17 protein-coding genes and 1 tRNA gene are annotated in these 22,171 nt (G+C 41.6%); 10 read left to right on the top strand and 8 right to left on the bottom strand.

Annotation, left to right across the window (positions count from 1 at the left end; genetic code table 11):
* The first annotated feature begins 222 nt into the window (after window positions 1-222).
* The 4 genes from eno to IEE84_RS09910 all read left to right on the top strand — a co-directional run bounded on the left by eno (window position 223) and on the right by IEE84_RS09910 (window position 3,950).
* Window positions 223-1,539, top strand: a complete 1,317-nt coding sequence (gene eno / locus IEE84_RS09925; protein ID WP_057761174.1) for a phosphopyruvate hydratase — start codon at window positions 223-225, stop codon at window positions 1,537-1,539.
* A gap of 166 nt (window positions 1,540-1,705) precedes the next feature.
* Window positions 1,706-2,011 (top strand): FtsB family cell division protein, encoded by a 306-nt coding sequence (locus IEE84_RS09920; protein WP_191114054.1) that lies wholly within the window; start codon window positions 1,706-1,708, stop codon window positions 2,009-2,011.
* A gap of 170 nt (window positions 2,012-2,181) precedes the next feature.
* Window positions 2,182-2,910, top strand: coding sequence for a 2-C-methyl-D-erythritol 4-phosphate cytidylyltransferase (ispD, locus tag IEE84_RS09915; protein WP_224737753.1), 729 nt, complete (start codon window positions 2,182-2,184; stop codon window positions 2,908-2,910).
* A gap of 431 nt (window positions 2,911-3,341) precedes the next feature.
* The gene (locus IEE84_RS09910; protein ID WP_191114052.1) at window positions 3,342-3,950 is read left to right on the top strand and encodes a BLUF domain-containing protein; all 609 of its coding nucleotides are present in this window, start codon (window positions 3,342-3,344) and stop codon (window positions 3,948-3,950) included.
* Between the two features lie 239 nt (window positions 3,951-4,189).
* On the opposite strand, the gene IEE84_RS09905 is transcribed toward IEE84_RS09910, so the two are convergent.
* From IEE84_RS09905 to pyrC, 3 genes are all read right to left on the bottom strand, one after another.
* Window positions 4,190-4,265: transfer RNA gene (locus IEE84_RS09905), tRNA-Glu, on the bottom strand.
* A 530-nt stretch (window positions 4,266-4,795) separates the two neighbouring features.
* Window positions 4,796-5,455 (bottom strand): ribonuclease T, encoded by a 660-nt coding sequence (gene rnt / locus IEE84_RS09900; RefSeq protein WP_101206451.1) that lies wholly within the window; start codon window positions 5,453-5,455, stop codon window positions 4,796-4,798.
* A 291-nt stretch (window positions 5,456-5,746) separates the two neighbouring features.
* A complete protein-coding gene (pyrC, locus tag IEE84_RS09895) occupies window positions 5,747-6,817 on the bottom strand; it encodes a dihydroorotase (RefSeq protein ID WP_191114051.1) in 1,071 nt (356 codons plus the stop codon).
* 335 nt (window positions 6,818-7,152) lie between these two features.
* On the opposite strand from pyrC, the gene IEE84_RS09890 reads away from it, so the two are divergent.
* Entirely contained in the window at window positions 7,153-8,391 is a 1,239-nt protein-coding gene (locus IEE84_RS09890; protein WP_057761167.1) for an argininosuccinate synthase, read from the top strand.
* A gap of 143 nt (window positions 8,392-8,534) precedes the next feature.
* Here the strand turns inward: IEE84_RS09890 and IEE84_RS09885 are convergent, their stop codons facing one another.
* Window positions 8,535-9,803, bottom strand: coding sequence for a hypothetical protein (locus IEE84_RS09885; protein ID WP_191114050.1), 1,269 nt, complete (start codon window positions 9,801-9,803; stop codon window positions 8,535-8,537).
* Window positions 9,804-9,943: 140 nt separating this feature from the next.
* Between IEE84_RS09885 and IEE84_RS09880 the strand changes: the two genes are divergently transcribed.
* Entirely contained in the window at window positions 9,944-10,459 is a 516-nt protein-coding gene (locus IEE84_RS09880; protein ID WP_191114049.1) for a L,D-transpeptidase, read from the top strand.
* Window positions 10,460-10,606: 147 nt separating this feature from the next.
* On the opposite strand, the gene IEE84_RS09875 is transcribed toward IEE84_RS09880, so the two are convergent.
* Both IEE84_RS09875 and IEE84_RS09870 read right to left on the bottom strand, forming a co-directional pair.
* Window positions 10,607-12,205: a CYTH and CHAD domain-containing protein gene (locus IEE84_RS09875; protein WP_191114048.1), complete on the bottom strand. Its 1,599-nt coding sequence runs from the start codon at window positions 12,203-12,205 to the stop codon at window positions 10,607-10,609.
* A gap of 153 nt (window positions 12,206-12,358) precedes the next feature.
* On the bottom strand, window positions 12,359-13,945 hold the full coding sequence (locus tag IEE84_RS09870) for an isocitrate lyase (protein WP_101206309.1): 1,587 nt from the start codon (window positions 13,943-13,945) through the stop codon (window positions 12,359-12,361).
* A 698-nt stretch (window positions 13,946-14,643) separates the two neighbouring features.
* Here IEE84_RS09870 and IEE84_RS09865 point away from each other — a divergent pair.
* Window positions 14,644-15,633 (top strand): LysR family transcriptional regulator, encoded by a 990-nt coding sequence (locus IEE84_RS09865; protein WP_057761159.1) that lies wholly within the window; start codon window positions 14,644-14,646, stop codon window positions 15,631-15,633.
* Between the two features lie 403 nt (window positions 15,634-16,036).
* Window positions 16,037-17,410, top strand: a complete 1,374-nt coding sequence (locus IEE84_RS09860; RefSeq protein WP_191114047.1) for an NAD-dependent succinate-semialdehyde dehydrogenase — start codon at window positions 16,037-16,039, stop codon at window positions 17,408-17,410.
* Window positions 17,411-17,581: 171 nt separating this feature from the next.
* Here the strand turns inward: IEE84_RS09860 and purN are convergent, their stop codons facing one another.
* Together purN and purM are read right to left on the bottom strand one after the other, a co-directional pair.
* On the bottom strand, window positions 17,582-18,274 hold the full coding sequence (gene purN / locus IEE84_RS09855) for a phosphoribosylglycinamide formyltransferase (RefSeq protein ID WP_191114046.1): 693 nt from the start codon (window positions 18,272-18,274) through the stop codon (window positions 17,582-17,584).
* Entirely contained in the window at window positions 18,274-19,335 is a 1,062-nt protein-coding gene (gene purM / locus IEE84_RS09850) for a phosphoribosylformylglycinamidine cyclo-ligase (RefSeq protein ID WP_191114045.1), read from the bottom strand. Before purM ends, purN begins: the two co-directional genes overlap by 1 nt.
* A gap of 515 nt (window positions 19,336-19,850) precedes the next feature.
* On the opposite strand from purM, the gene IEE84_RS09845 reads away from it, so the two are divergent.
* Window positions 19,851-20,957, top strand: coding sequence for an AI-2E family transporter (locus IEE84_RS09845; RefSeq protein ID WP_191114044.1), 1,107 nt, complete (start codon window positions 19,851-19,853; stop codon window positions 20,955-20,957).
* A gap of 328 nt (window positions 20,958-21,285) precedes the next feature.
* A complete protein-coding gene (hda, locus tag IEE84_RS09840; protein ID WP_191114043.1) occupies window positions 21,286-22,089 on the top strand; it encodes a DnaA regulatory inactivator Hda in 804 nt (267 codons plus the stop codon).
* The last annotated feature ends 82 nt before the right edge of the window (window positions 22,090-22,171 follow it).

Genomic DNA, 22,171 nt, shown 5'->3' with positions numbered 1-22,171 from the left:
GGGAAGTTTGGTAAAATATATGCTATGATGCCAAGCACTATAGCCGACTATTAATCTGCTTTATATCCCTCTAATTGCTAGGTAACGATAGCCATACGCTAGAAAGGTATAAAGGGTTTTTAGGATTACGCGCTATATGATATTTTGCTTTATCTTTTTTGTATGCTAGCTGCCGTTATTTATCTCACAAACTTGGCATGACCAAAGGAATTAACAGACATTATGTACGCTGAAGAAACCAACAACGTCACCGCAATTAAAGACATTCGCGCTCGTGAAATTTTAGACTCGCGCGGCAACCCAACTATCGAAGCTGATGTTATCTTAGCTGACGGTACTGTCGGCCGTGCTGCTGCTCCAAGTGGCGCATCAACAGGCTCACGTGAAGCGCTTGAGCTACGTGATGGCGACAAGACCCGCTTTATGGGTAAAGGCGTCAAAAAAGCCGTTTCTAATGTCAACAGTCAAATTCGTAGCGCCTTGATTGACAAAGATGTGACTGAGCAACAGGCTATTGATGATGCTATGATTGCGCTAGATGGTACAGAAAACAAAGAAAGCTTGGGTGCTAATGCTATGCTAGCTGTGTCACTTGCGACGGCCAAAGCGGCAGCCAAGTCACAGAATCTGCCATTACATCAATACATTGCCAATCTACGTAATCAAACGTCGTTGACCATGCCTGTACCGATGATGAACATCTTGAACGGTGGCGAGCACGCGGACAACACGGTTGATATCCAAGAGTTTATGATTGAGCCTGTGGGCTTCACAAGCTTCTCAGAAGCGCTACGTGCTGGTACAGAGATTTTCCATAGCTTAAAGTCTGTGTTGAAATCACAAGGTCTAAACACTGCCGTTGGTGATGAAGGTGGTTTTGCACCGAACTTACGTAGTAACGAAGAAGCCATCACGGTTATTATGCAGGCGATTGAACAAGTTGGCTACAAAGCTGGTGAGGATATCCACCTTGCGCTAGATTGTGCGGCTAGTGAATTTTACAAAAACGGTCAATACGTTTTGGCAGGCGAAGGTAACAAAGCCTTTGATAGCCAAGGGTTCTCAGACTATCTAGTTGGGCTAGCACGTCAGTATCCTATTATCTCTATCGAAGATGGTCTTGACGAGTCGGATTGGGATGGCTGGAAATATCTGACCGAGCAGATTGGCGATAAAGTCCAATTGGTTGGTGATGATTTGTTTGTGACCAATCCTGCGATCTTGCAAGAAGGTATTGATAAGCATATTGCCAATGCTATTTTGATTAAATTTAATCAAATTGGCACCTTGTCAGAAACGTTAGATGCGATTTATATGGCTAAGAAAAATGGCTATGCAACCATCATTTCACATCGTTCAGGTGAAACGGAAGACAGCACCATTGCAGACTTGGCAGTTGGTACAGCGGCTGGCCAGATCAAAACTGGCTCACTCTGCCGTTCAGACCGTGTAGCGAAGTATAATCAATTGCTACGTATCGAGCAGCAAGTACGCGCAAGCTATCGTGGCCGTGAAGAGTTTATCGGTCTACGTGGCTAAGAGTTTGGCTGGCTCTTTGGCGTATAATATACGTTAAGTAATATACGCTAAAAAGCCTAAACTCATCAGCTGAAGTCAATATTTAGGCGATATATAATCATTTGTATATCGCCTAATCAGCTTAAAATTTACTATCCTCTTTTATACCGTTTGGCGTTATCACCTTATGAAATATTTTAGCCAATTTATACTACTTGCTTTAGCCGTTGCAGTGCTTTTAGGACTGCAATATCAGTATTGGTTGGGTGAAAATGGCCGATTTGAGCATAATAAGTTGACAGCTCAAATCGAAGAGCAACAACGCTTGAATGACAATCAAGTTGCAGCAAACAACTTACTACGCACCGATGTTCAAGATTTAAAAACGGGACTTGAGGCCGTAGAAGAGCATGCTCGCTTAGATTTAGGTTTAATCAAACCCAATGAGACTTTTGTCCAAGTATCCACCGCACCAACCACGCACAGCAACTAGTAGCTTTATAAATACACTAGCTTTAACGAATACACTAATTTTTACGACATGAATTAATTTTCATGACGTAGCATTATAATGTTGTTATCTGACACCATTCATTATACTTAACACCTGCTTTATTCCTCTTTACATATACTGTCATGGGCTCAAACCATGAGTACACTACTATGAATACAACCCCTAATATACATGCCATGATCGTCGCAGCTGGTCGCGGTAGCCGTTTTGGTGCGTCTATTGCCAAGCAATATACAATGCTAGAAGGTCAGACGCTATTGCAGCATAGCGTGGTACGACTTGCTTATAGCGATTACATTGATAAGTGTCTATTGGTCATATCAGCCGATGACAGCACGGCGCAACAATTAGAATTTGCACTTCCTATAAGCTATGCAGTCGGCGGGGCAGAGCGTTGGCAGTCAGTACAGGCAGGTGTGGAAGCAATTAGTCAGACAGGTGCTGATGATTCGGATTTGGTGCTTATCCATGATGCAGCACGTCCTGCTGTACCGAATGTAGATATCGATCAAGTGATTGAAGCAGCGATGTTGGAGCCTTACGGCGCTATTCTAGCGACACCAGTGGCCGATACGTTAAAAGCTTCCTATCAGCTAGCTACCTCCGTAGAAGAGAGTCGTCCACATTCTTATACCAAATCTACTATCGACCGTAGCAATATGTGGCAAGCACAAACCCCGCAAGTATTCCGTTTAGGTCAATTAAAAAAAGTCCTAAATCATGTGTTTGAACATCAGCTAAGCATCACAGATGAAGCCAGTGCTTTTGAACAACTAGGTTTACCAATACGCTTAGTCTCTGGTAGTCGCCAGAATATAAAACTGACCTATCCTGATGATGCGGTACTGTTAACAGCGATTATGGCGCTTCAGTCTTAGTTTCAACTCTGCTTCCGCTAACGAGCATCAGTTTTACTCCTTTTATACTTAATGGTGGCCATGATAAGAATTATGGCTTCAGTAGCCACTATATCCTCGTTAGACTTTTCTGTACTATTCTAAAAAATTAATGAATTCAGAAATAATCTATTACTAAAACCTATACCGAGAATATATATAATCTACTTTGGAATATAATATGGTTATTACATATGTTTTTTGTTTCTGAGCGGGCCTATGTCCAGTAATAGGTTGCTTTAATGACCAAACTAACCTATGATGTAACTAACTTAATACAATTAATATAAAAACTTATAAAATCAATAATATATCAGACCGATTCATTACGCTTAGTTATGTTGTCTCTATATTTTTTCTGAAGTTAGTATGATTGTTTTAGCGACATTTACCTGATAATAGGGAGAAGCTGATTGTCAACAATCAACGATTCAACAAATCCAGTAACGACAGATCTCTGCCAGCTTGTATATATAAGCCGGATTACCTCTACTGGTCTTTCAAGTCCTAGCACGCTTAATGATATCTCAGAGACCGCGGTTGAACGCAATCACATAGATAATGTCACGGGTATTCTTTGCTATGGCAATGGCTACTTTTTGCAGTGTGTCGAAGGCTCAGAGCAGGCACTAACCAATCTAAAAAATCGTTTGTTGGTAGATGATCGACATAAAGAATTAAAGATTTTAGATTTTTCTGAGATTACCGAACGTCGCTTTGCCAGTTGGTCATTACGTTCAATTACCCTTGAGCGTTGGATGACTAAAGAGCCTGAGCTTAAAAAGTTAATGCCATTTAAGCCTTATGAGTGGGATTCTAATGAGTGGCAGAAGTTCTTGGACGTGTTGCAAGGCTACTATGAAGAGCAAACGAGAACAGGTAACGTTGATACGCCTCCTGTCAAATATAGTACGCTAGGGGTGACTCTAAGTAAGGTTGTAGGGCAGCATCAGGCGTTCTTTTTAATCCAGACGATATTGGGATTGATGATAGTGGCTACGTTGCTATGGTTGCTGCTGTAATCGATAGATATGAAAAAAGTTCCCATTGAGCCAAGCTATATTTATAATCAATAAGACAACCAAATAAAAAAGCCAGCATTCAATTGATGCTGGCTTTTTTATTTAAAAGAATAAGTTAGCTCTTAATGACAGACATAAAAAAACCCAGTTCATAATAAATTATGAACTGGGTTTTTGGTGGTACGCTTGTTAGTCTAATCTAATGCTAAGCAATAGTGCTAACAAGTGACGCCAAATAGTGGCGTCCCCAGGGGGATTCGAACCCCCGTTACCGCCGTGAAAGGGCGGTGTCCTAGGCCTCTAGACGATGGGGACTAGTAACAACACTTCAACTGCTTTCACCATTTATGCTGAAGTGGTGCGTATTTTAATAGCGTCGGCGCTTCCTGTCAAGCCTTTTTCTACGTCTTTTTAAAATTAAATATCTTTTTTTAATTGCGCGACGAGGATGTAGGTCATTTCGCTTTAAATGATAGCGAATCCATAAAGAAGTGCAGGCGCTAATCGTCAATGCGAGTAGCATATAGCCGAGAATGGTGCCCCATAACTTGAGCTGTGGATCCATAATAAAGTCCCTCCTATTAATCTTGATAGTGCTTGCTATCAAGACAGTGTGAGCAACTTAAACCATCTATAGGATATAACTACATCGCTTAAGAGTGATATTTTATCATCAGACTGTTATTCATATCGAATAAAACAACCACATCTGTAATCAATAAATAGTTCCGTCTATTTATTATGATATCAATCATATCCCTATTGATTGCCAAATCAAGATGTCAAAGTCATCAAGTATTACAAATAGCACTATTATGTATGATTGGCAATATAGGATATGTGACTTATTGACTGTCGCTATCAGCTGACTCTTCTTTCGCGTCTTCATTGTGCAGCGCATTGGCCAACATAGGGTAGTTATTCAGTATATGACAGAATAGCTCAGCAGTCTTTTGAGTGTCATACAGAGCTGAGTGAGCATTCTTACCATCAAACTCTAACCCTGCTGCTTTACAAGCACGTGCTAGGACAGTTTGACCAAAGGCTAATGCTGATAAGGTGACGGTATCGAATACTGAAAAGTTATGAAATGGATTGTGATTTTTGCTATTGGTTCGTAGCACGGCTGCATTCAAAAAAGCCAAGTCAAAATGGGCATTGTGTCCAATTAAGACACATTGACGGCATTCTTCGTCACGGCGTACGTCTTTTAACCCTTTAAAAATGCGGCGTAAGGCTGTTTTTTCATCTTCCGCAATGGCTTTGCGCATTGGGTTTTTAGGGTCAATACCCGTAAAGGCAAGCGCACTTGGCTCTAAATTTGCGCCTTCAAAAGGCTCGATATGAGCATTAAAAGCTTCACCTGGATAAAATACACCTTGCTCATTCAGTAAGACGGGAATACAGGCAATTTCTAACAGGGCATCAGTCTGGGCGTTGAAACCTGCTGTTTCCACATCGACGACGACAGGCAAGAACTTGCGAAAGCGGTCTTTTAAGGCCATAGGCGCTTGCCCATCTGTCACTGAAGCTGCATCTTTCGGGGAAGTGCTTAGAGTAGCATCAAGACTAGCAGATTTAGGGTTTGATAAGTCTTCGTCAGGCAAGGTCGCTATGTTTTGATTGGTCATATAAAGTTAAATCACTTTTATCAGTCGTACTAATATATTAAATAAGAACTAAGCATCCTATGATACTAACTGCACCTTTAGTACAAAGAAATCTACTACAAAGGTATCATTAATATCATAGGATAAAATAATAGGTCGTTTATTGAATGCTAAGCTTTGCGGGCATTAAGCCTTAATTGACCAAGGTAGCGTCTCACCTGCCATTAAAGGCGTCAATGATGCACCATCAAAATAAGGATAGTCAGTCGGTACTTGCATAGGCGTGTTGACAAGTGTGATAGTACTTTCATTTAGAGGTAAGCCGTAAAACTGGGTACCAAAACGACTGGCAAAGCCCTCTAACTTATCTATTTTTCCAACACTATCAAAAGCAGTCGCGTACAAAGGCAGCGCCGTGGCTGCACTATAGCAACCGGCACAGCCACAAGCGGCTTCTTTTTTGTCTGTCGCATGTGGCGCAGAGTCAGTACCTAAGAAGAACTTTGGATTACCACTAGTAGCTACATCTAATAGCACTTTTTGATGGCTCTCACGTTTTAAGATAGGTAGGCAATAAAAGTGCGGTTTGATACCACCAACCAATAGATGGTTGCGGTTAAACATTAAATGCTGCGGCGTGATAGTGGCAGCAACATGGTTACCTTGTGACAATACAAAATCTGCTGCATCGCTGGTAGTGATGTGCTCTACTACTATTTTCAACGTAGGGAATTTTACGATAATTTGAGCCAATACTTCGTCTAAGAAACGCTTTTCGCGATCAAAGATATCTATATGGTCTTGAGTCACTTCGCCATGTATCAGTAGTGGCAAATTGTACTTTTCTAATGCTTCAAAGACATCGACGCAGGCATTAATATTGGTGACGCCATCTGCGGAGTTGGTAGTCGCTCCAGCAGGGTAGAGTTTGACAGCTTGTACGATACCTGACTGCGCTGCCAACTCGATATCTTGGGCAGTGGTATTATCCGTTAAATATAGAGTCATACGCGGATCGAAAGCTGACTTGCGCTCAAGACTTAAGTTACTTGCTGCTAATTGCTCCATGATACGTGCGCGGTAGGCAATAGCCTCTTGTGCATTTTTGACTGGAGGCACAAGGTTTGGCATACAGATGACACGGTTAAAGCTGCTTGCTGCATGAGGTACGGTCGTGCTCAAAGCGAGATCGTCACGCAAATGAATATGCCAGTCATCTGGCTGAAGGATGGTCAATTCTCTAATCGAATCAGTCATAGTGTCAAAGCGCTCTATATCGTCAAATAAAGGAAACAAAAGGGAGTAATACTGTGGGTCTATCATAACAGATTTGCCCACTTGACTAAATATAAGGCTAGATATCTGTACATAATTCATCGGGCTAAGATTAATATCTTGTCGTTAAATGATGTTTAAATTCTGGTGGCAAAAATGAGGTTGGCCAGAATTTAAGTCAAAAGCGCACGCCTTATGGCAGTTAGACTTTTGCCCATAGTAAATATGATGTACACTGAGCAGGTAATTATCGTTCGACTTGCTTTCGATTTGATCGTCGCCTTTTCTAAAACTATATTTCATAATGGGAGTTCTTCATGGCTCAACTTGATCCAAAAAATATCAATAAAATCGTCTTGGCTTATTCAGGTGGTCTTGATACCTCAATCATCGCTAAATGGCTACAAGAAACTTATGATGCGGAAGTAATCACCTTTACCGCTGATATCGGTCAAGGCGAAGAAGTTGAGCCAGCACGAGCCAAAGCTCAAGCAATGGGTATCAAGCATATTCATATCGAAGATTTGCGCGAAGAGTTCGCTCGTGATTATGTATTCCCTATGTTCCGTGCTAACGCCATTTACGAAGGTGAGTACTTGCTAGGTACGTCTATTGCTCGTCCATTGATTGCCAAGCGTTTGGTTGAGATTGCTAAAGAGCACAACGCCGATGCTATCAGTCATGGTGCGACTGGTAAAGGCAATGACCAAGTTCGTTTTGAGCTAGGTGCTGTCGCTTTGTCACCAGACGTAGTAACCATTGCTCCTTGGCGCGAGTGGGATCTATCAAGCCGTGAAAGCTTGATGAAATATGCTGAAGAGCATGATATCGCCATTGATTATGCGGGCAATAAGAAAAAGTCTCCTTACTCAATGGATGCTAACTTATTACACATCTCTTATGAAGGTGGTGTTCTAGAAGAACCGTATACTGAAGCAGAAGATGATATGTGGCGCTGGTCTGTTAGCCCAGAAGAAGCACCTGATGAAGCGCAATATCTAGAACTAGAATATGAAAAAGGCGACATCGTTGCTATCGATGGTGAAGCACTTAAGCCTTATGAAGTTATGATTAAGCTGAACGAAATCGGCGGCAAACATGGTATCGGCCGTTTGGATATCGTTGAAAACCGTTACGTCGGCATGAAGTCACGTGGTTGCTACGAGACGCCAGCTGGTACTATTATGCTAAAAGCGCATCGCGGTATTGAGTCGTTAACGCTTGATCGTGAAGCTGCCCATCTAAAAGATGAGCTAATGCCGCGCTACGCAAAAATTATCTACAATGGCTATTGGTTCAGCCCTGAGCGTATGATGCTACAAGCATTGATTGACAAATCACAAGAATACGTCAACGGTACTGTACGCGTAAAACTCTATAAAGGTAGCGTGAGCGTCGTCGGCCGTAAATCTGACGATTCATTATTTGATGAAAAAATCGCCACTTTCGAAGATGATGCGGGCGCTTATGATCAAAAAGACGCAGAAGGCTTTATTCGTCTAAATGGCTTACGTCTAGCTATCGAAGCTAGCCGTGGTCGCGATTTATCTAAGTAAGTTTTTTGGCTACTGATAGCCAATTCATAACTTAGATAGCACAAAAAAAAGAGATTCTATGTTGATAGGGTCTCTTTTTTATGGCTAGTAAATGATTGTTAAAACCATCACTTTTAGAATAGCTGTTTTAATAGTAAAGCTTTTTACTCAGCTTTTTCTGTCTCTACAAAGTCAGATTCATCTTCGTTTACCATTACGATGGCTACATCTTGCTGTTGCCGCTCATCAATAGCATCTTGTTCTAATACTTCTTCAGTTGCCAGAATCGCACCGTCAGATTTTTGCGATTGGTACTTTAAGGTAGCGAGTGCACCAAGGACACCAACGACAAGTATGATGATAAGAATGACAGGATTTTTCCATAGTGGTGTAGAAGCTTCATACTCGATGGGCTTTTCACTAGTGGTGGTCGGTGTATTGTCGTTATTGCCGCCGATTAGTCCTAAACTTACTAAAGGCGGTTTGGGCGGATTGGCTGGTTCAGAATTAACGCGCAGTCGATTTCGACTGAGATAGATATCTGAGATTTTGGCTAATTGAAGCAGCCAACGTTGATGTGGTAAGGCAACGGCATGCATCTCGGTAAATACCAGCATATCGTTGTGACGACCTTGCTGTAGATTATCAAGTGAGCGTCCAATGGCTTTTAGGTAATTGCCTGTCGCCATTTGCATGTCTTGTACAGGTTCATAGTCTTCAGGTTTGAATCCAGATAGCTCATACCAGTAAGGATCAAAAGGAGGTGGAGTGCTTGATAACTGCTCAGCATTTAATAACGTATGCTCCGCATTACTCTCTGAGTTATTCTCTATCGCTTCAACAGCTTCAGTAGTTGATTCGGGCAGGTCACTATTGCTTTCTGTCTCAGCAGATAAGGTATGTGTATGCTCTGGGCTAAATCGGGCCGCTGATAAAAACTGTGGTTGTAGTGCAAACCATTTATTGATCTCATCACTGTCTAGTTGACTGTATTCTGTCAGGATAGCCAATTCACGCAGCACAATCACGCACAAGGAGGTGAGTAGAGTTTGAGTCTGTTGCATCGTTGCATCAATCTTCTCAGCGATATGCTCGCTTGCCTTTATGACACGGGCGTTGTCACTAAATACGGCATCTGCTGCATCGTGACGATGGTAGAGTGTGGCGCTAATGGTAGCAAAGTTCATTGAATTATACTGTCGTAACTCTTTGACAGCACCACGACCAAACAGCTTTTTGCTGACTGCTTGTCCCTGATGACGCTGCTGATAGGCGAGAAGCGCACTTACGATGGCTTGTAGACTGGCATCCATCCCTAAGCGAGCTTGCGGTAGAGAGAGCTGTGCCGCATCGGCCAAAAGTGACAGCATAGGCTGGGTATCATGATATAAAAAATCATACATCGACACACGTGTCGGTGAAATAGTCGTCATAATCTGCTAGCATCAAAAAGTGTGCCCCTATATTACGGTGCCAAATGTCTTGATACAATCCCTTGATAATAGAAATTTTCAATCATTTTACTAATAACCTTAATAGTAATCTGATGAATGACTAATAGTTGGAATCATTTATGACCAATAATAAGACCCTTGATAAACAACTCATGATTAATATCGCTGAGCAAACATTAACGATGTACCAGCAGCAGACTGAGGTTGCGAGATACGTAGTCTCCACTGCAAAGAATGGTATTGGTAGTCAGCAGGATAGTGGTTGCACGCCGCTCGGTAGGCATGTCATTGAACAAAAAATAGGTGGTAGTGAGCCTATGAATGCGGTATTTGTTGGGCGTGTACCGACAGGTGAGATATACGATGCAAATCTTGGTGAGCTACATCCCAAGCGTGACTGGATATTAAGCCGTATTCTTTGGTTAAGCGGTCTTGAAGAAGGATTAAACAAAGGTAGCAATGGCCAAGGTGGCTGCGATACTTATGAGCGCTATATTTATATTCACGGCACACCAGATACTGAACCGATGAGTATTCCGCTATCACATGGCTGTATCCGTATGCGTAATGAAGATATTGTAGAATTATTTGAGCAAGTAGAAGAGGGTATGCCTGTTACGATTGTGGCTAATTAGGACATGTTGCACATTTAGCCATGGCGCTGACAGAAACTATTTCAACACAATAAAAAAAGACAGCCTGTTATATAACAAGCTGTCTTTTTTATGGAGTAGTTTTACTTTATGAAAGCACTATCTGTCATAAAAATAATATTTCTACTTCTACCAAAACGTTGAGCTGTCTGCAAATTTTGCTAAACGTGCATCAATATGACTCTGGTCATCAGTCAGTATGGCCGTAAACCAACCCGCACCATATAAAGCATTAGTATCTGTTGTTGATTTTAACTCATAGAACTGCTGATATTGATTATCATCATTAAGTTGTTCTAACGCTTTTTGCGCTTTTATCAGCCTTTTTAGCCAACGTTTGGTTTTCTTTTTATCTTTTTTCTTACTTAGTAAAGGTGCGGTGAATTCACTGGTGTAATGCAAATCTTTTAACTGATTAAGGAGGTCGCTTTCAGGTTGGTCATTATCAGCAACATCTGTGCTTACATTTGTGTCATCGCTCACAAGCTCGGTATTACTTACTTCATCACTTACTTCGCCAGCTTTTTTATTGGTTTTAAGACATTTTTTATGTTGTTTAGAAAGGACTTTCGTTAGCTTATCGCGGGCAAGCTGATCAGTCTGAGGTTCAATGCTTGGGTCGCTCATCGTAAAGGCAATCAGCTCTAGCAAGGTTATCTGAAAATCATTGGCTTGCAACGTATTGATAGGCGTAATTTTGATATTTTCAATATCTGTTGTCCAGTCAACGGCAGGCGCGCCACATGCTTGTAGCTCAGGTTCGATCTGTGTATTGATATAAGCAAGTTGATAGTAGTCGCTAAGCAAGGTTGCAGTTTGCTTTAGTATCGGCAGCCATTCAGGATTAATCTCATCAGAGAAGTCAGCAAATGCTTTCAACGCAGTACGCAAGCGATCAATACCAATCCGCAACTGTAGAATATGATCGTCATCTATACTGCCAGCGACGATAGCACTGCTGTTTGGTAATATCTGCAATAAGCAATTATGTACGACCGCACGTATAAAGGCAGGTGCACTGCTGTCTTTGTCTATTTGCAATTGACTTAGGTTTGCGTTGACTGCTGGACTGTGTTTTTGTCCATTAATAAGTAAGCTACCGTTTTCAGCTTTGGTAACGGTAGATAAACACAGCTTATAGCGCTTGCACCATGTTTTGGCAGTCGTAAATAGAAAATCTAAATCTCCTGACACCAATTCAAACTCTATCTCTTGAATGGCTTTGCGTAGCGAGTCATCAGTACCATGGATGATTTCTCCCTGATCGTAAGCCATTTCGATGTAATTATCGGTTTCATCTTCATTACTTTCTGTTAGCAACCGCGTAGTGCGCTCGACGTCAGTCACATAAAGTCGTGTCAGATTTTTCGCTAACTTTTTGAGTTTAAAATCAGTCAATGCCGCAGCGATTGGAGTGTCTTGATATATCGCTAAATCAGGCATCAGCTCATTATTATCGAGCATCGCTTGTATTTGCTCATTATCGAGTACGGCATTGTGCTCCAAGCGTGCCGCGATACCATCACCACCAGCTTTAATGGTTTGGACCCATGTATCGCCTTCTTTGCGAATACGCAGACCGATACCTGCCTGTGCAAGCTGTTGGTCAGGCGTATCATAATAGTGTGCAGCCAGTTGTGTCACTTGTGAGGATTTAACGTGTGTTTGACGCATCAAACCCTTTAGTCGTGACTCTGGTACCAAAAACTTCAGCTCTATCTCTTGCATATTAGCTCCTAATAATTCTGACTGATGGCTCTGATCGGTAGTTGTGATAAACCATTATTAGTCTACCATTCTCTGATTATTTAAACCGCAATAAAAAACCGCCCTACATGATGTAGGGCGGTTTTTTAATAAATACTGCTAGTGTGTCGGTTATTAGAACTGGTTCATCGTGTTCTTGCCGCCGCCAGCTTTCAGAGCGTTATCGCCTGAGAAGATTTCTTTGTGGTCATCGCCAAGGTCAGAACCAGCCATTGCTTGGTGCTTAACACAAGAGATGCCTTCGCGGATTTCTTTACGCTGTACGCCAGCTGCATAAGCAAGCATGCCTTCTTCACCGAAGTAGCCTTTAGCAAGCTCATGAACGCTAAGAGCAGTCGTGTGGTAAGTCGGTAGCGTGATTAAGTGATGGAATACACCAGCTTCACGTGACGCATCACGTTGGAAGTTCTTAGCGGCTACGTCAGCTGCTGCATCAAGTTCAGTACCGTCATAATCAGCACTCATCAAGTCATCTTTATTGTATGCAGAGATGTCTTTGCCTTCTTCTTCCCACTGAGCGATAACTTGCTTACGGAAGTTAAGCGTCCAGTTGAATGATGGGCTGTTGTTGTATACAAGCTTGGCTTTAGGCTGTTGCTCTTTAATACGGTCAACCATCATTTTGATGTGTTCTACGTCTGGAGTCGGTGTTTCGATCCATAGTAGGTCAGCGCCGTTTTCTAGAGCAGTTACACAGTCAAGTACAACACGGTCAATGTTAGTCTCTTCACGGAACTGATATAGACCGTTAGGTAGACGAACTGGGCGTACTAGTTTGCCGTTGTGCTTAAGTAAGCTGTCATTTTCTTGAGCATTCTCTAGCGTTACTTCTTCCATTTCGATGAAATCGATATATTTAGAAGCAAGGTCGCCTGGCTCATTTGATACTGGAATTTTTTGCGTTAGTGATGCGCCTTCAGAATCAGTACGAGCAACGATAACGCCGTCTTCAACACCAAGCTCTAAGAATGCATAACGGATAGCGTTTAGCTTAGAGATGAAGTCTTCATGTGGCACAGTTACTTTACCAGCCTGGTGACCACATTGCTTAGCATCAGATACTTGGTTTTCAACCTGAATGGCACAAGCACCAGCTTCGATCATTTGCTTAGTCAATAGGTAAGTAGCTTCTTCGTTACCGAAACCTGCATCGATATCAGCGATGATTGGCACAACATGTGAATCAAAGTTTTCGATTTTTTCTAGGATAGCTGAAGTATCTTGGCCAGCTTCTTCAGCAGCGTTTAGCTCACGGAAGTAGTCGTTCAATACTTTAGCATCTGCTTGACGCAAGAAGGTGTAGATTTCTTCGATTAGCTTAGGTACTGACGTTTTTTCGTGCATAGATTGGTCAGGTAGTGGACCAAATTCAGAACGTAGGGCAGCTACCATCCAACCTGAAAGGTAGATATAAGTTTTAGAAGTCGTACCGAAATATTTTTTCTTAGCGTACATAGTTTGTTGTGCAACAAAACCATGCCATGCACCTAAAGACTGCGTGTACTGAGACGTATCATTGTCATAATCTTCCATGTCTTGACGCATGATTTTTGCAGTATATTTTGCGATATCCAAACCCGTTTTGAAACGGTTTTGTGACATCATACGTGCAGCATCAACTTCGCTAATGTTCTGCCAGTTGCCGTGCTTTTGCTTTAATTCACGTACTAAGTCGATCGCTGATTTATATGCAGTTGACATCTATAGTCTCCTTGGTGGGGTGTAAAAACAAATAAGTTAATTGTTAAAATAATGGGTCTGTCGTTTTACTAAAATCCGCTTTACTAAAACCTTTGTACTAAAAAGTAATATTCAAAATTTGGTCTATCATTTATCTATCGAAGCTCTATTTACCCTAAACAAACCGTTAGGCTATTACAAGAAGTTTGCTGAACTCAACAGTTGAAAATAATTGCTGGTTTATAAATATTTATCGATTCTCACTATATATCTAAAAGGTATCTGAATACTTAATAGGCAGTGATGTCATAATTGGTAGCAAGAGATGTTACAATAATGAGGTCAATTAACCGTATTTAACGACTGATAAAAACCATTAATATATTACTTAGCGACAATATTTAATCGGATGAAAACAGCTTATGAACCTAAAGTTCGTCATCTATGCTGCAAATCCTTTATAGAACTCACTATAACCACCTTACCAAGATTTATCTAATTTATGATAGTTATCTTTGGTATTTCTGTATGATATAATGTTTATATAACAGGGCCTTACGATAGGTTGAATGAGTTATAATGGATAGCTAATAGAAAAATCCAGAACAAAATTAGTAAAAAATAATGAAATTATGCTGTTACAGCGCACAAATCACCGTAGCAGCACTACAAATGCCAGCCTTAATATGGCGTTTATTCAAAAGCCAAGAGAACCAAATATGAATTTGCAGCGGGTTGATTTAAATTTATTAGTCCATCTAGATGTGTTGCTACGAGAAAAAAACGTTACTCGCGCAGCCGAGCAGCTTGGGATTACTCAGCCTGCTATGAGTAATATCTTGCGCCGTTTGCGTAAGCTGTTTAATGATCCATTATTGGTACGCTCATCTGAGGGTATGACACCGACTGAACGCGCGCTTGAGTTACAGCCACGTATTCGTGAGATACTTGCCGACTTGACTCAAGTGTTGGAGCCACGCACCGAATTCCGTCCTTATAGTACCTCTCGTGTGTTTCGTATTATGACATCGGATTATGCCGAAGCGACCCTAGTACCTAAGCTGGTAAAAGCACTACGTTCTGAAGCACCCAATGTTATTTTGGACTTTTTAACTCCATCAGACGTCTCTTATCGAGATATGGAGCAGGGACGAGTTGATTTAGCAATTAACCGTTTTAATGAGATACCGCAGAGTTTTCACCAAGTGTTGGTGTGGCGTGATACTTTTAGTTGCCTATTATCTTCTGACAGTCCTTATGCCAATCGTTTTAATTTGAAAAACTACCTTAAAGCACAGCACGTTTGGGTATCTAAAACAGGGATGGGCGTGGGCTTTGGGGTTAATCCAGAGAAATCTGGTGGACTCGGGTCTATTGATCAGGCCTTGCAGCGCCTTGGTCAAAAACGCCAAATCAGTGTCTTTACTCGACATTATCAAATGCCTGCTATGCTTGCAGCAAATAAAGATTTGATCGCGACTTTGCCCACGCGTGTGGCAAGAATGCAGGCAAACAATGACAGTATCATGATGGAAGATCCGCCGTTTTTTATTCCTGAGTTTGAGCTTACGATGGCATGGTCTCCATTGTTGCAGCATCACCCAGCCCATCGCTGGTTACGTCAGTTAATTATGCATGTGGCACGACAAGTCGTTGCTGAAGAAGAAAATCCACCACAAGAGATACCGGTTATTAATCATTTGTTTTGATTGGTTTGTGTGAGTTGAATCTATCTTTTATTAGAGCAGAATATTCCTGATTATCTTAATTTTTAATAAAAATATTTTTCTTTATCTTCCACTCTATATAGTTATTAGACCAGCCACTAGGCTGGTTTTTTTATGTCCTAAGGGTTAATAGTTAATATGTTGAATTTAGCTTTACTTAATAAGTCAGTCACACTATTAACATCTTCAACACACTTCACAATATATTGTAAAACTTTTCATCAAATAGCTTGTTAAGATAACGGCAGATAGAAAACGAGCTACCAATAGATTGTGCTATCGACGTAAATTTAATAATTAAAACTGTCACAGCAAAATAACTACAAGTGGCAATAAACCCGATTATAGATCCCAAATATAAATTCGAATAATAAGGACAGTAACTATGTCAGACATTACTACTATTAACCCAACCACGGGCGAAGAAATCAGTAACTACAATTATATGAGCAACGACGAAGTCAACAAGATTGTCGACGCTTCACATAACGCATTTCTAGAATGGCGTACAGTAAGTCACGAAGAGCGCGGCCGTGTCATCAAATCTATCGGTGACAAGCTGATGGAGTATAAAGAAGAGCTGGCTAAGCTAATGACTGAAGAGCGCGGCAAGTTGTATAACCAGAGCATGCAAGAGATTGATCTCTGTAAAGCTATCTGTGATTACACTGCTGAAAACGGCGTTGCTTCTTTGGCTGATGATGTACGCGATATCGAAAGCATGAAGAAAGGGCTAGTGACGTACCAACCTATCGGTATTATCTATGGCATGCAGCCTTGGAACTTCCCAGCGTATCAGGTATTCCGTTATACCATCGCAAACTTGATGGCAGGTAATAGCGTCCTGTTAAAACACGCATCTAACGTTACAGGCTCTGGTCTATTAATTGAAAAAATTCTTCACGAGTCTGAATTACCAAGTGATTTGTTCCGTACGATTATCATTGATCATGACCAGTCAGAAGCATTGATTGGCAATGACAAAGTACGAGGTGTGACACTAACAGGTAGTGACAGTGCAGGTGCCCTTGTTGGACAGCAAGCAGCTAAAGCGATTAAGAAAGCTGTATTAGAGCTAGGTTCAAATGATGCGTTCATCGTGTTAGAAGATGCTGACATTGAAACTGCTGTAGAAACTTGTACTCAAGCACGTTTAATCAATAACGGTGAAACCTGTGTAGCAGCCAAACGCTTTATCGTAGTCGATAGCGTATATGATGAGTTCCGTAAACGTATCATTGAGAAATTTGAAGGTACTAAAGCGGGTGACCCAATGGATGATAGCTCAGATATCGGTCCATTAGCACGTGCAGATCTACGTGAGCAGCTACATGAGCAAGTAGAGCAAAGTGTGGCTAAAGGTGCAACGATTGCTGTTGGCGGTAAAGTACCTGAAGGTAAAGGTAGCTTCTATCCAGCAACTATCCTAGAGAACGTTGAAAAAGGTCAGCCTGCATATGATGACGAACTATTTGGCCCTGTCGCTTCACTAATTCGTGCCAAAGATGAAGACGACGCAATGCGCATCGCTAACGACAGTCGTTATGGTCTAGGTGGCGCGATTTTCTCGAAAGATGAAGAGAAAGCTGTTCGTTTAGCACGTGAGCAATTCGATACTGGTATGGTCTATATCAATGGTTACGGTCTTGCCAATCCTGCACTACCATTTGGTGGCGTGAAGAACTCAGGTTATGGCCGTGAGCATGGCGGCTTCGGTATCAAAGAGTTTGTCAACATTAAAGCGGTTCATGTATTCTAAGAATGAGCTAATCAGACAAATTAGCTAAATAGGTAACTATTTACGATTTTAAATGATAGTAAATAATAAATAGTTATCAAATAAAAAAGCCTAGTTGCTCATAATGAGTAACTGGGCTTTTTATTGAGCTATATAAAGTAGTATAAAAAGCAGCTTAATAAGCCGAGATTTTTATCCGTCTATAAGCAATTGCAAAGGCAACTTAGGTAAATAAGTTTCCGTTTGCGATGGTGTATTATTTGTTTCAAGTGATAATACGTTTTTTGCTAGTAGTAGAATCGTCCAAGGTAGTAGCTGATGCTCAAGTTTCTGTACCCGTGACTGTAAGCTCTCTACGGTATCGTTGGTATCGACATTCAATACGGCTTGAGTCAACACCTGACCTGCATCAAGCTCCGCTGTCACTTTATGAACACTACAGCCGTGAAGACGTTCACCCGCTTGTATGACTCGTTTGTGAGTATCTAAACCCTTATAAACCGGAAGTAGAGAAGGGTGAAGGTTAATCATAGGCGCTGGTACATTATCGATAAATGAGCCACTTAGTACACGCATAAATCCGGCCAAGACGATCAAGTCAGGTTGCCATGCTATTAGCTGCTCGTTGGCATGGGTTTCAAACGTTTTAATGCCCATACGTTTACCACTAGCAACGTGTGACAATACTGCAACTGGAATATTGGCATCTTTAGCACGTGTCAATGCATAAGCATCTTCACGGTTACTAATGACACCAACGATTTCAATTGGTAGCGCACCTGCTTGCATTGCATTGATTAACACTTGCAGGTTGCTACCACTTCCTGAGACTAGAACAGCAATACGCAACGGTTTGATAGGCTGGCTTGCGTTATCAATCGACATTAACGGTACACCACTGCATCCGCCTGGTCATCAGTGCTGCGTTTAACCATTTCACCTATTTGCCAAGCTGTCTCGCCTGCATCAGTCAAGGTCTGGATAGCAGCATCTGCTTTGTCTTTTGGCATAACGATGACAAAACCAACGCCGCAGTTAAAGGTACGGTACATTTCACTCTGCGCGATATTACCTTGGGTCTGTAGCCAAGTGAATAGCTCTGAGAACTGCCAGCTATTGGTATCGATGCTAGCCGCTAGATTATCAGGTAGTACACGTGGCAAGTTATCCGTTAGACCACCACCTGTGATGTGTGACATCGCATGTAAGGCTGAGCTACCAAGCGTATCTTGTAATGCTTTGATTGCTTTTACATAGATACGGGTAGGAGCCATTAGAGCGTCTTGAATAGGCTGACCGTCCAGTTGCTCGTCGCTACTCGTAACATCCACACCGCTAACTTCGATGACTTTACGAACCAATGAGTAGCCGTTTGAGTGTGCGCCACTTGAGGCAAGTGCAATCAGTACATCGCCTTCTGCGACATTTTCACCAGTGACGACTTCTGCTTCTTCAACCACGCCTACACAAAATCCAGCTAGATCGTAATCGTCGTCTTGATACATGCCTGGCATTTCAGCAGTTTCACCACCGATAAGCGCACAGTTAGCTAATTTACAACCATCACCAATACCAGTCACGACAGTCGCCGCTACATCGACATCCAGCTTGCCAGTTGCATAGTAGTCTAAGAAGAACAATGGCTCTGCGCCGCAAACCAGTAGATCATTGACGCACATCGCGACCAAATCAATACCAATTGTGTCATGACGGTTCAGCTGTAGCGCCAATTTTAGTTTGGTGCCGACACCATCAGTGCCAGAAACCAATAATGGTGAGGTATAACCTGTTGGGATGCGGCATAACGCACCAAAACCGCCAAGTCCACCCACGACTTCAGGACGAGTAGTGGCTTTTGCAACGGACTTGATTCGCTGAACCAAAGCATCGCCTGCATCGATATCAACACCGGCATCTTTGTAGCTTAAAGAAGGCTTGTCACTCATAGTCATCTCACAGTTGGGGATAGATAATTGGGGTTAGAAGGTAAAGTAATTGAGCACGCAAAAATCAGCGTTATAAAGTTCAAAAGCAAAGTTTAAAGACAGTGCGCGCATTATACCCAAAAACAGACCGTACTCGCAAAGCAACTTGCCAATATTTGACTAAGATTTGCATTAAGTGGCAAATAAGCGGTTAAGAAACAAAAAATGACTGATTTTTTGTTGTACTCTGCGATAATAGAACGCTAAATTTATTGTCAATAATGGCTTTAATACAAGTCCAAATGCGATTGACAGAATAAAAACTACTAAACATAAATCTATTAAGAGTCAGGCTTTTTAGGAACTTTGATACGTCTCAGTTTAGCTAGCTAAAACTAATGAGAAAAAGGCAATTCGCCTAGTGACACATCGTGATGACTATAGTTATATCATTTAGAAATCGCTATCACTGACTTCCTGTCACTTTTTCAAACCTGTCACTTTTTTAACCTCGTCCAACTATAGGATTACTTGCCATGATGAACCAACCAATAGATCCTTTTTTTCGGCGTTTATTTATTGTCGTGGCGTTAGTGGTGGCTGTATTTCTCTTGTATTTGATGATGCCCGTCATCGTACCTTTCGTTTTTGCCTTTATGCTGGCTTACCTATTTAATCCTCTAGTCAAGCGCCTATCAAAATACATCAAGCGCTGGGTCGCGATTATTATTGTCTACTCAACGATTACTTTGGGGATGGCGTTATTATTATGGTGGCTGGTACCGACATTGTGGCATCAGTTGCAAGCGGCGTGGGATTATTTGCCAAAGATATTTAATTGGTACAATCAAGTCGTACGAGAGTGGTTCAATAGTAATACTCGTATCAAATTGCCTGAGCTAGAGTCTAAAGAATTCTCCGATACCCTCGTCGATTATATGCAAACGAACTATAAGTTCGCTGATGCCAGTACCATGATGAGCCAAATACTGACCTCAAGTATGAACTTCATCAATAACGCAGGTCTTATTGTATTGGTGCCTATTTTGACCTTTTATTTTCTATTTAATTGGGATCAGCGTTTGCATAACTGGAAAATGGCGATACCGGGTGCTTACTGTCAAAAAGTGACTGAAATAGCTAAAGAATGTGATCTGGCATTGATGGCATTTATCAAAGGTCAATTGCTAGTGATGGTATTGCTAGGCGCTATTTATGCCGTACAGTTGCAGCTTATTGGGCTAGAGCTTGGACTTATCATTGGTATGGTAGCAGGCATTGCCAGTTTTGTGCCGTATTTAGGGTTTGGTATTGGTTTTATCGCAGCTATTATCGCCTGCCTATTTCAGTTCGGATTGGACTGGACGTATTTGTCATTGGTCGTAGGTGCGTTCTTGATTGGACAAGCTGCAGAAGGTTATATCCTACAACCATTGCTGTTAGGTGATAAGATTGGTCTGTCGCCATTGTGGGTCATATTTGCCGTATTGGCGGGTGCAAGTCTATTAGGTTTTGTCGGTATGCTTATTGCCTTACCAGTGTCCGCTGTCTTAAATGTTCTGTTCCGCCATTTATACAGCTATTATCGTACAACGGACTTTTATAAAGGCCGTAAACAACTGGCACTGTTTGAAAAAAGATAACTATCTTATTATTGAACATGCTAGATAAATATTGATATGCAATACTAGGATATGAACGCAATGATTGACAAGGCTTAATGGGTAAAAGACTTGTCAGTCATTTTGTAAATATGTTATATATAGGCGCAGTGTTGATAGTATCAACCGTTTTGGTACCAGCTTTGCTAACATTGTTTTCAACAAAGCGACTGTCCAATTTTTGCAAAGGCTATAGGGCCATTGCTTACAGTTGTAGCGGCTAGTATTGATAGTAATGAATGCAGCTCAAAGCAACCTATCTTTTCTATTATATTTTTCCATTGCACTACGCAACACGAGTTGATGATTCATGGCAGAAGCACAGCTAAGTCTCAATCTGGACATTAAGCATGATGCAAGTCTCAGCGACTTTGCCGGTCCCGGTTGGATGTCGATTATCGATGCAGTACGGCAGTTACATGTCGGCCTGATCGGTCAACTATATCTGTTTGGTAGCCCTGCTACAGGTAAGTCCCATTTGCTGTCTGCTATTTGCGAGTCATTTATCGAAATGGAAAAATCGGCTATCTGTTTGTCCCTTAATGAGCTGATTCATACAGATGTCCACGTACTATCATCGTTAGAGAACTTTGATCTGATTGCTATCGATGATCTGGAAGTGCTTGAGCAGAGCAGTCAGTGGCAAGAAGCTTTATTTCACCTGATCAATCGTAGCCGAGAAGGGCAACGCCAGTTATTGTTTGCCGCTAATAAACCAGCCGACGACTTACCATTCCAGTTAAGGGATTTAATGACGCGTTTGGCACAAGCACCTACCTTTAAGGTGCCTACTGGTCATGATTTGGCAGACAGACAAGCACTATTACAGTCTATTTTGCGTCGACGTGGATGGCAGTTTGACAATCGAATTATTGATCACTTACTAACTGATGGACCGCATCGTATCGGTGCGATGATGGAAGTACTTAATTATATTCAACCAATGTTTTCTAACCTTGGTCGCAGTAATATCTCAAAAGCAGTCATAAGTGATGCTTTGCGTACCATCGATGAGCAGACGCTTGCCGCGGAGCTGGCGGATATCGCTCAAGAGACGCAAGTAGATAACGACACGCCTGATCAAGACCAACATACGATGCCACTTGATTTTTAGCAGTAAGGCTTCTAGCAGTAAGGCTTTTAGCAGCAAAAAATGAATAGCCGTAAGAATACGAATCTTTTGTCCAACTCGCTTT

It is taken from the genome of Psychrobacter sp. 28M-43, from assembly GCF_014770435.1.
Lineage (GTDB): Bacteria > Pseudomonadota > Gammaproteobacteria > Pseudomonadales > Moraxellaceae > Psychrobacter.
The sequence above is the reverse complement of the archived record's forward strand: the minus strand, read 5'-3'. Positions and strand labels throughout refer to the sequence as shown.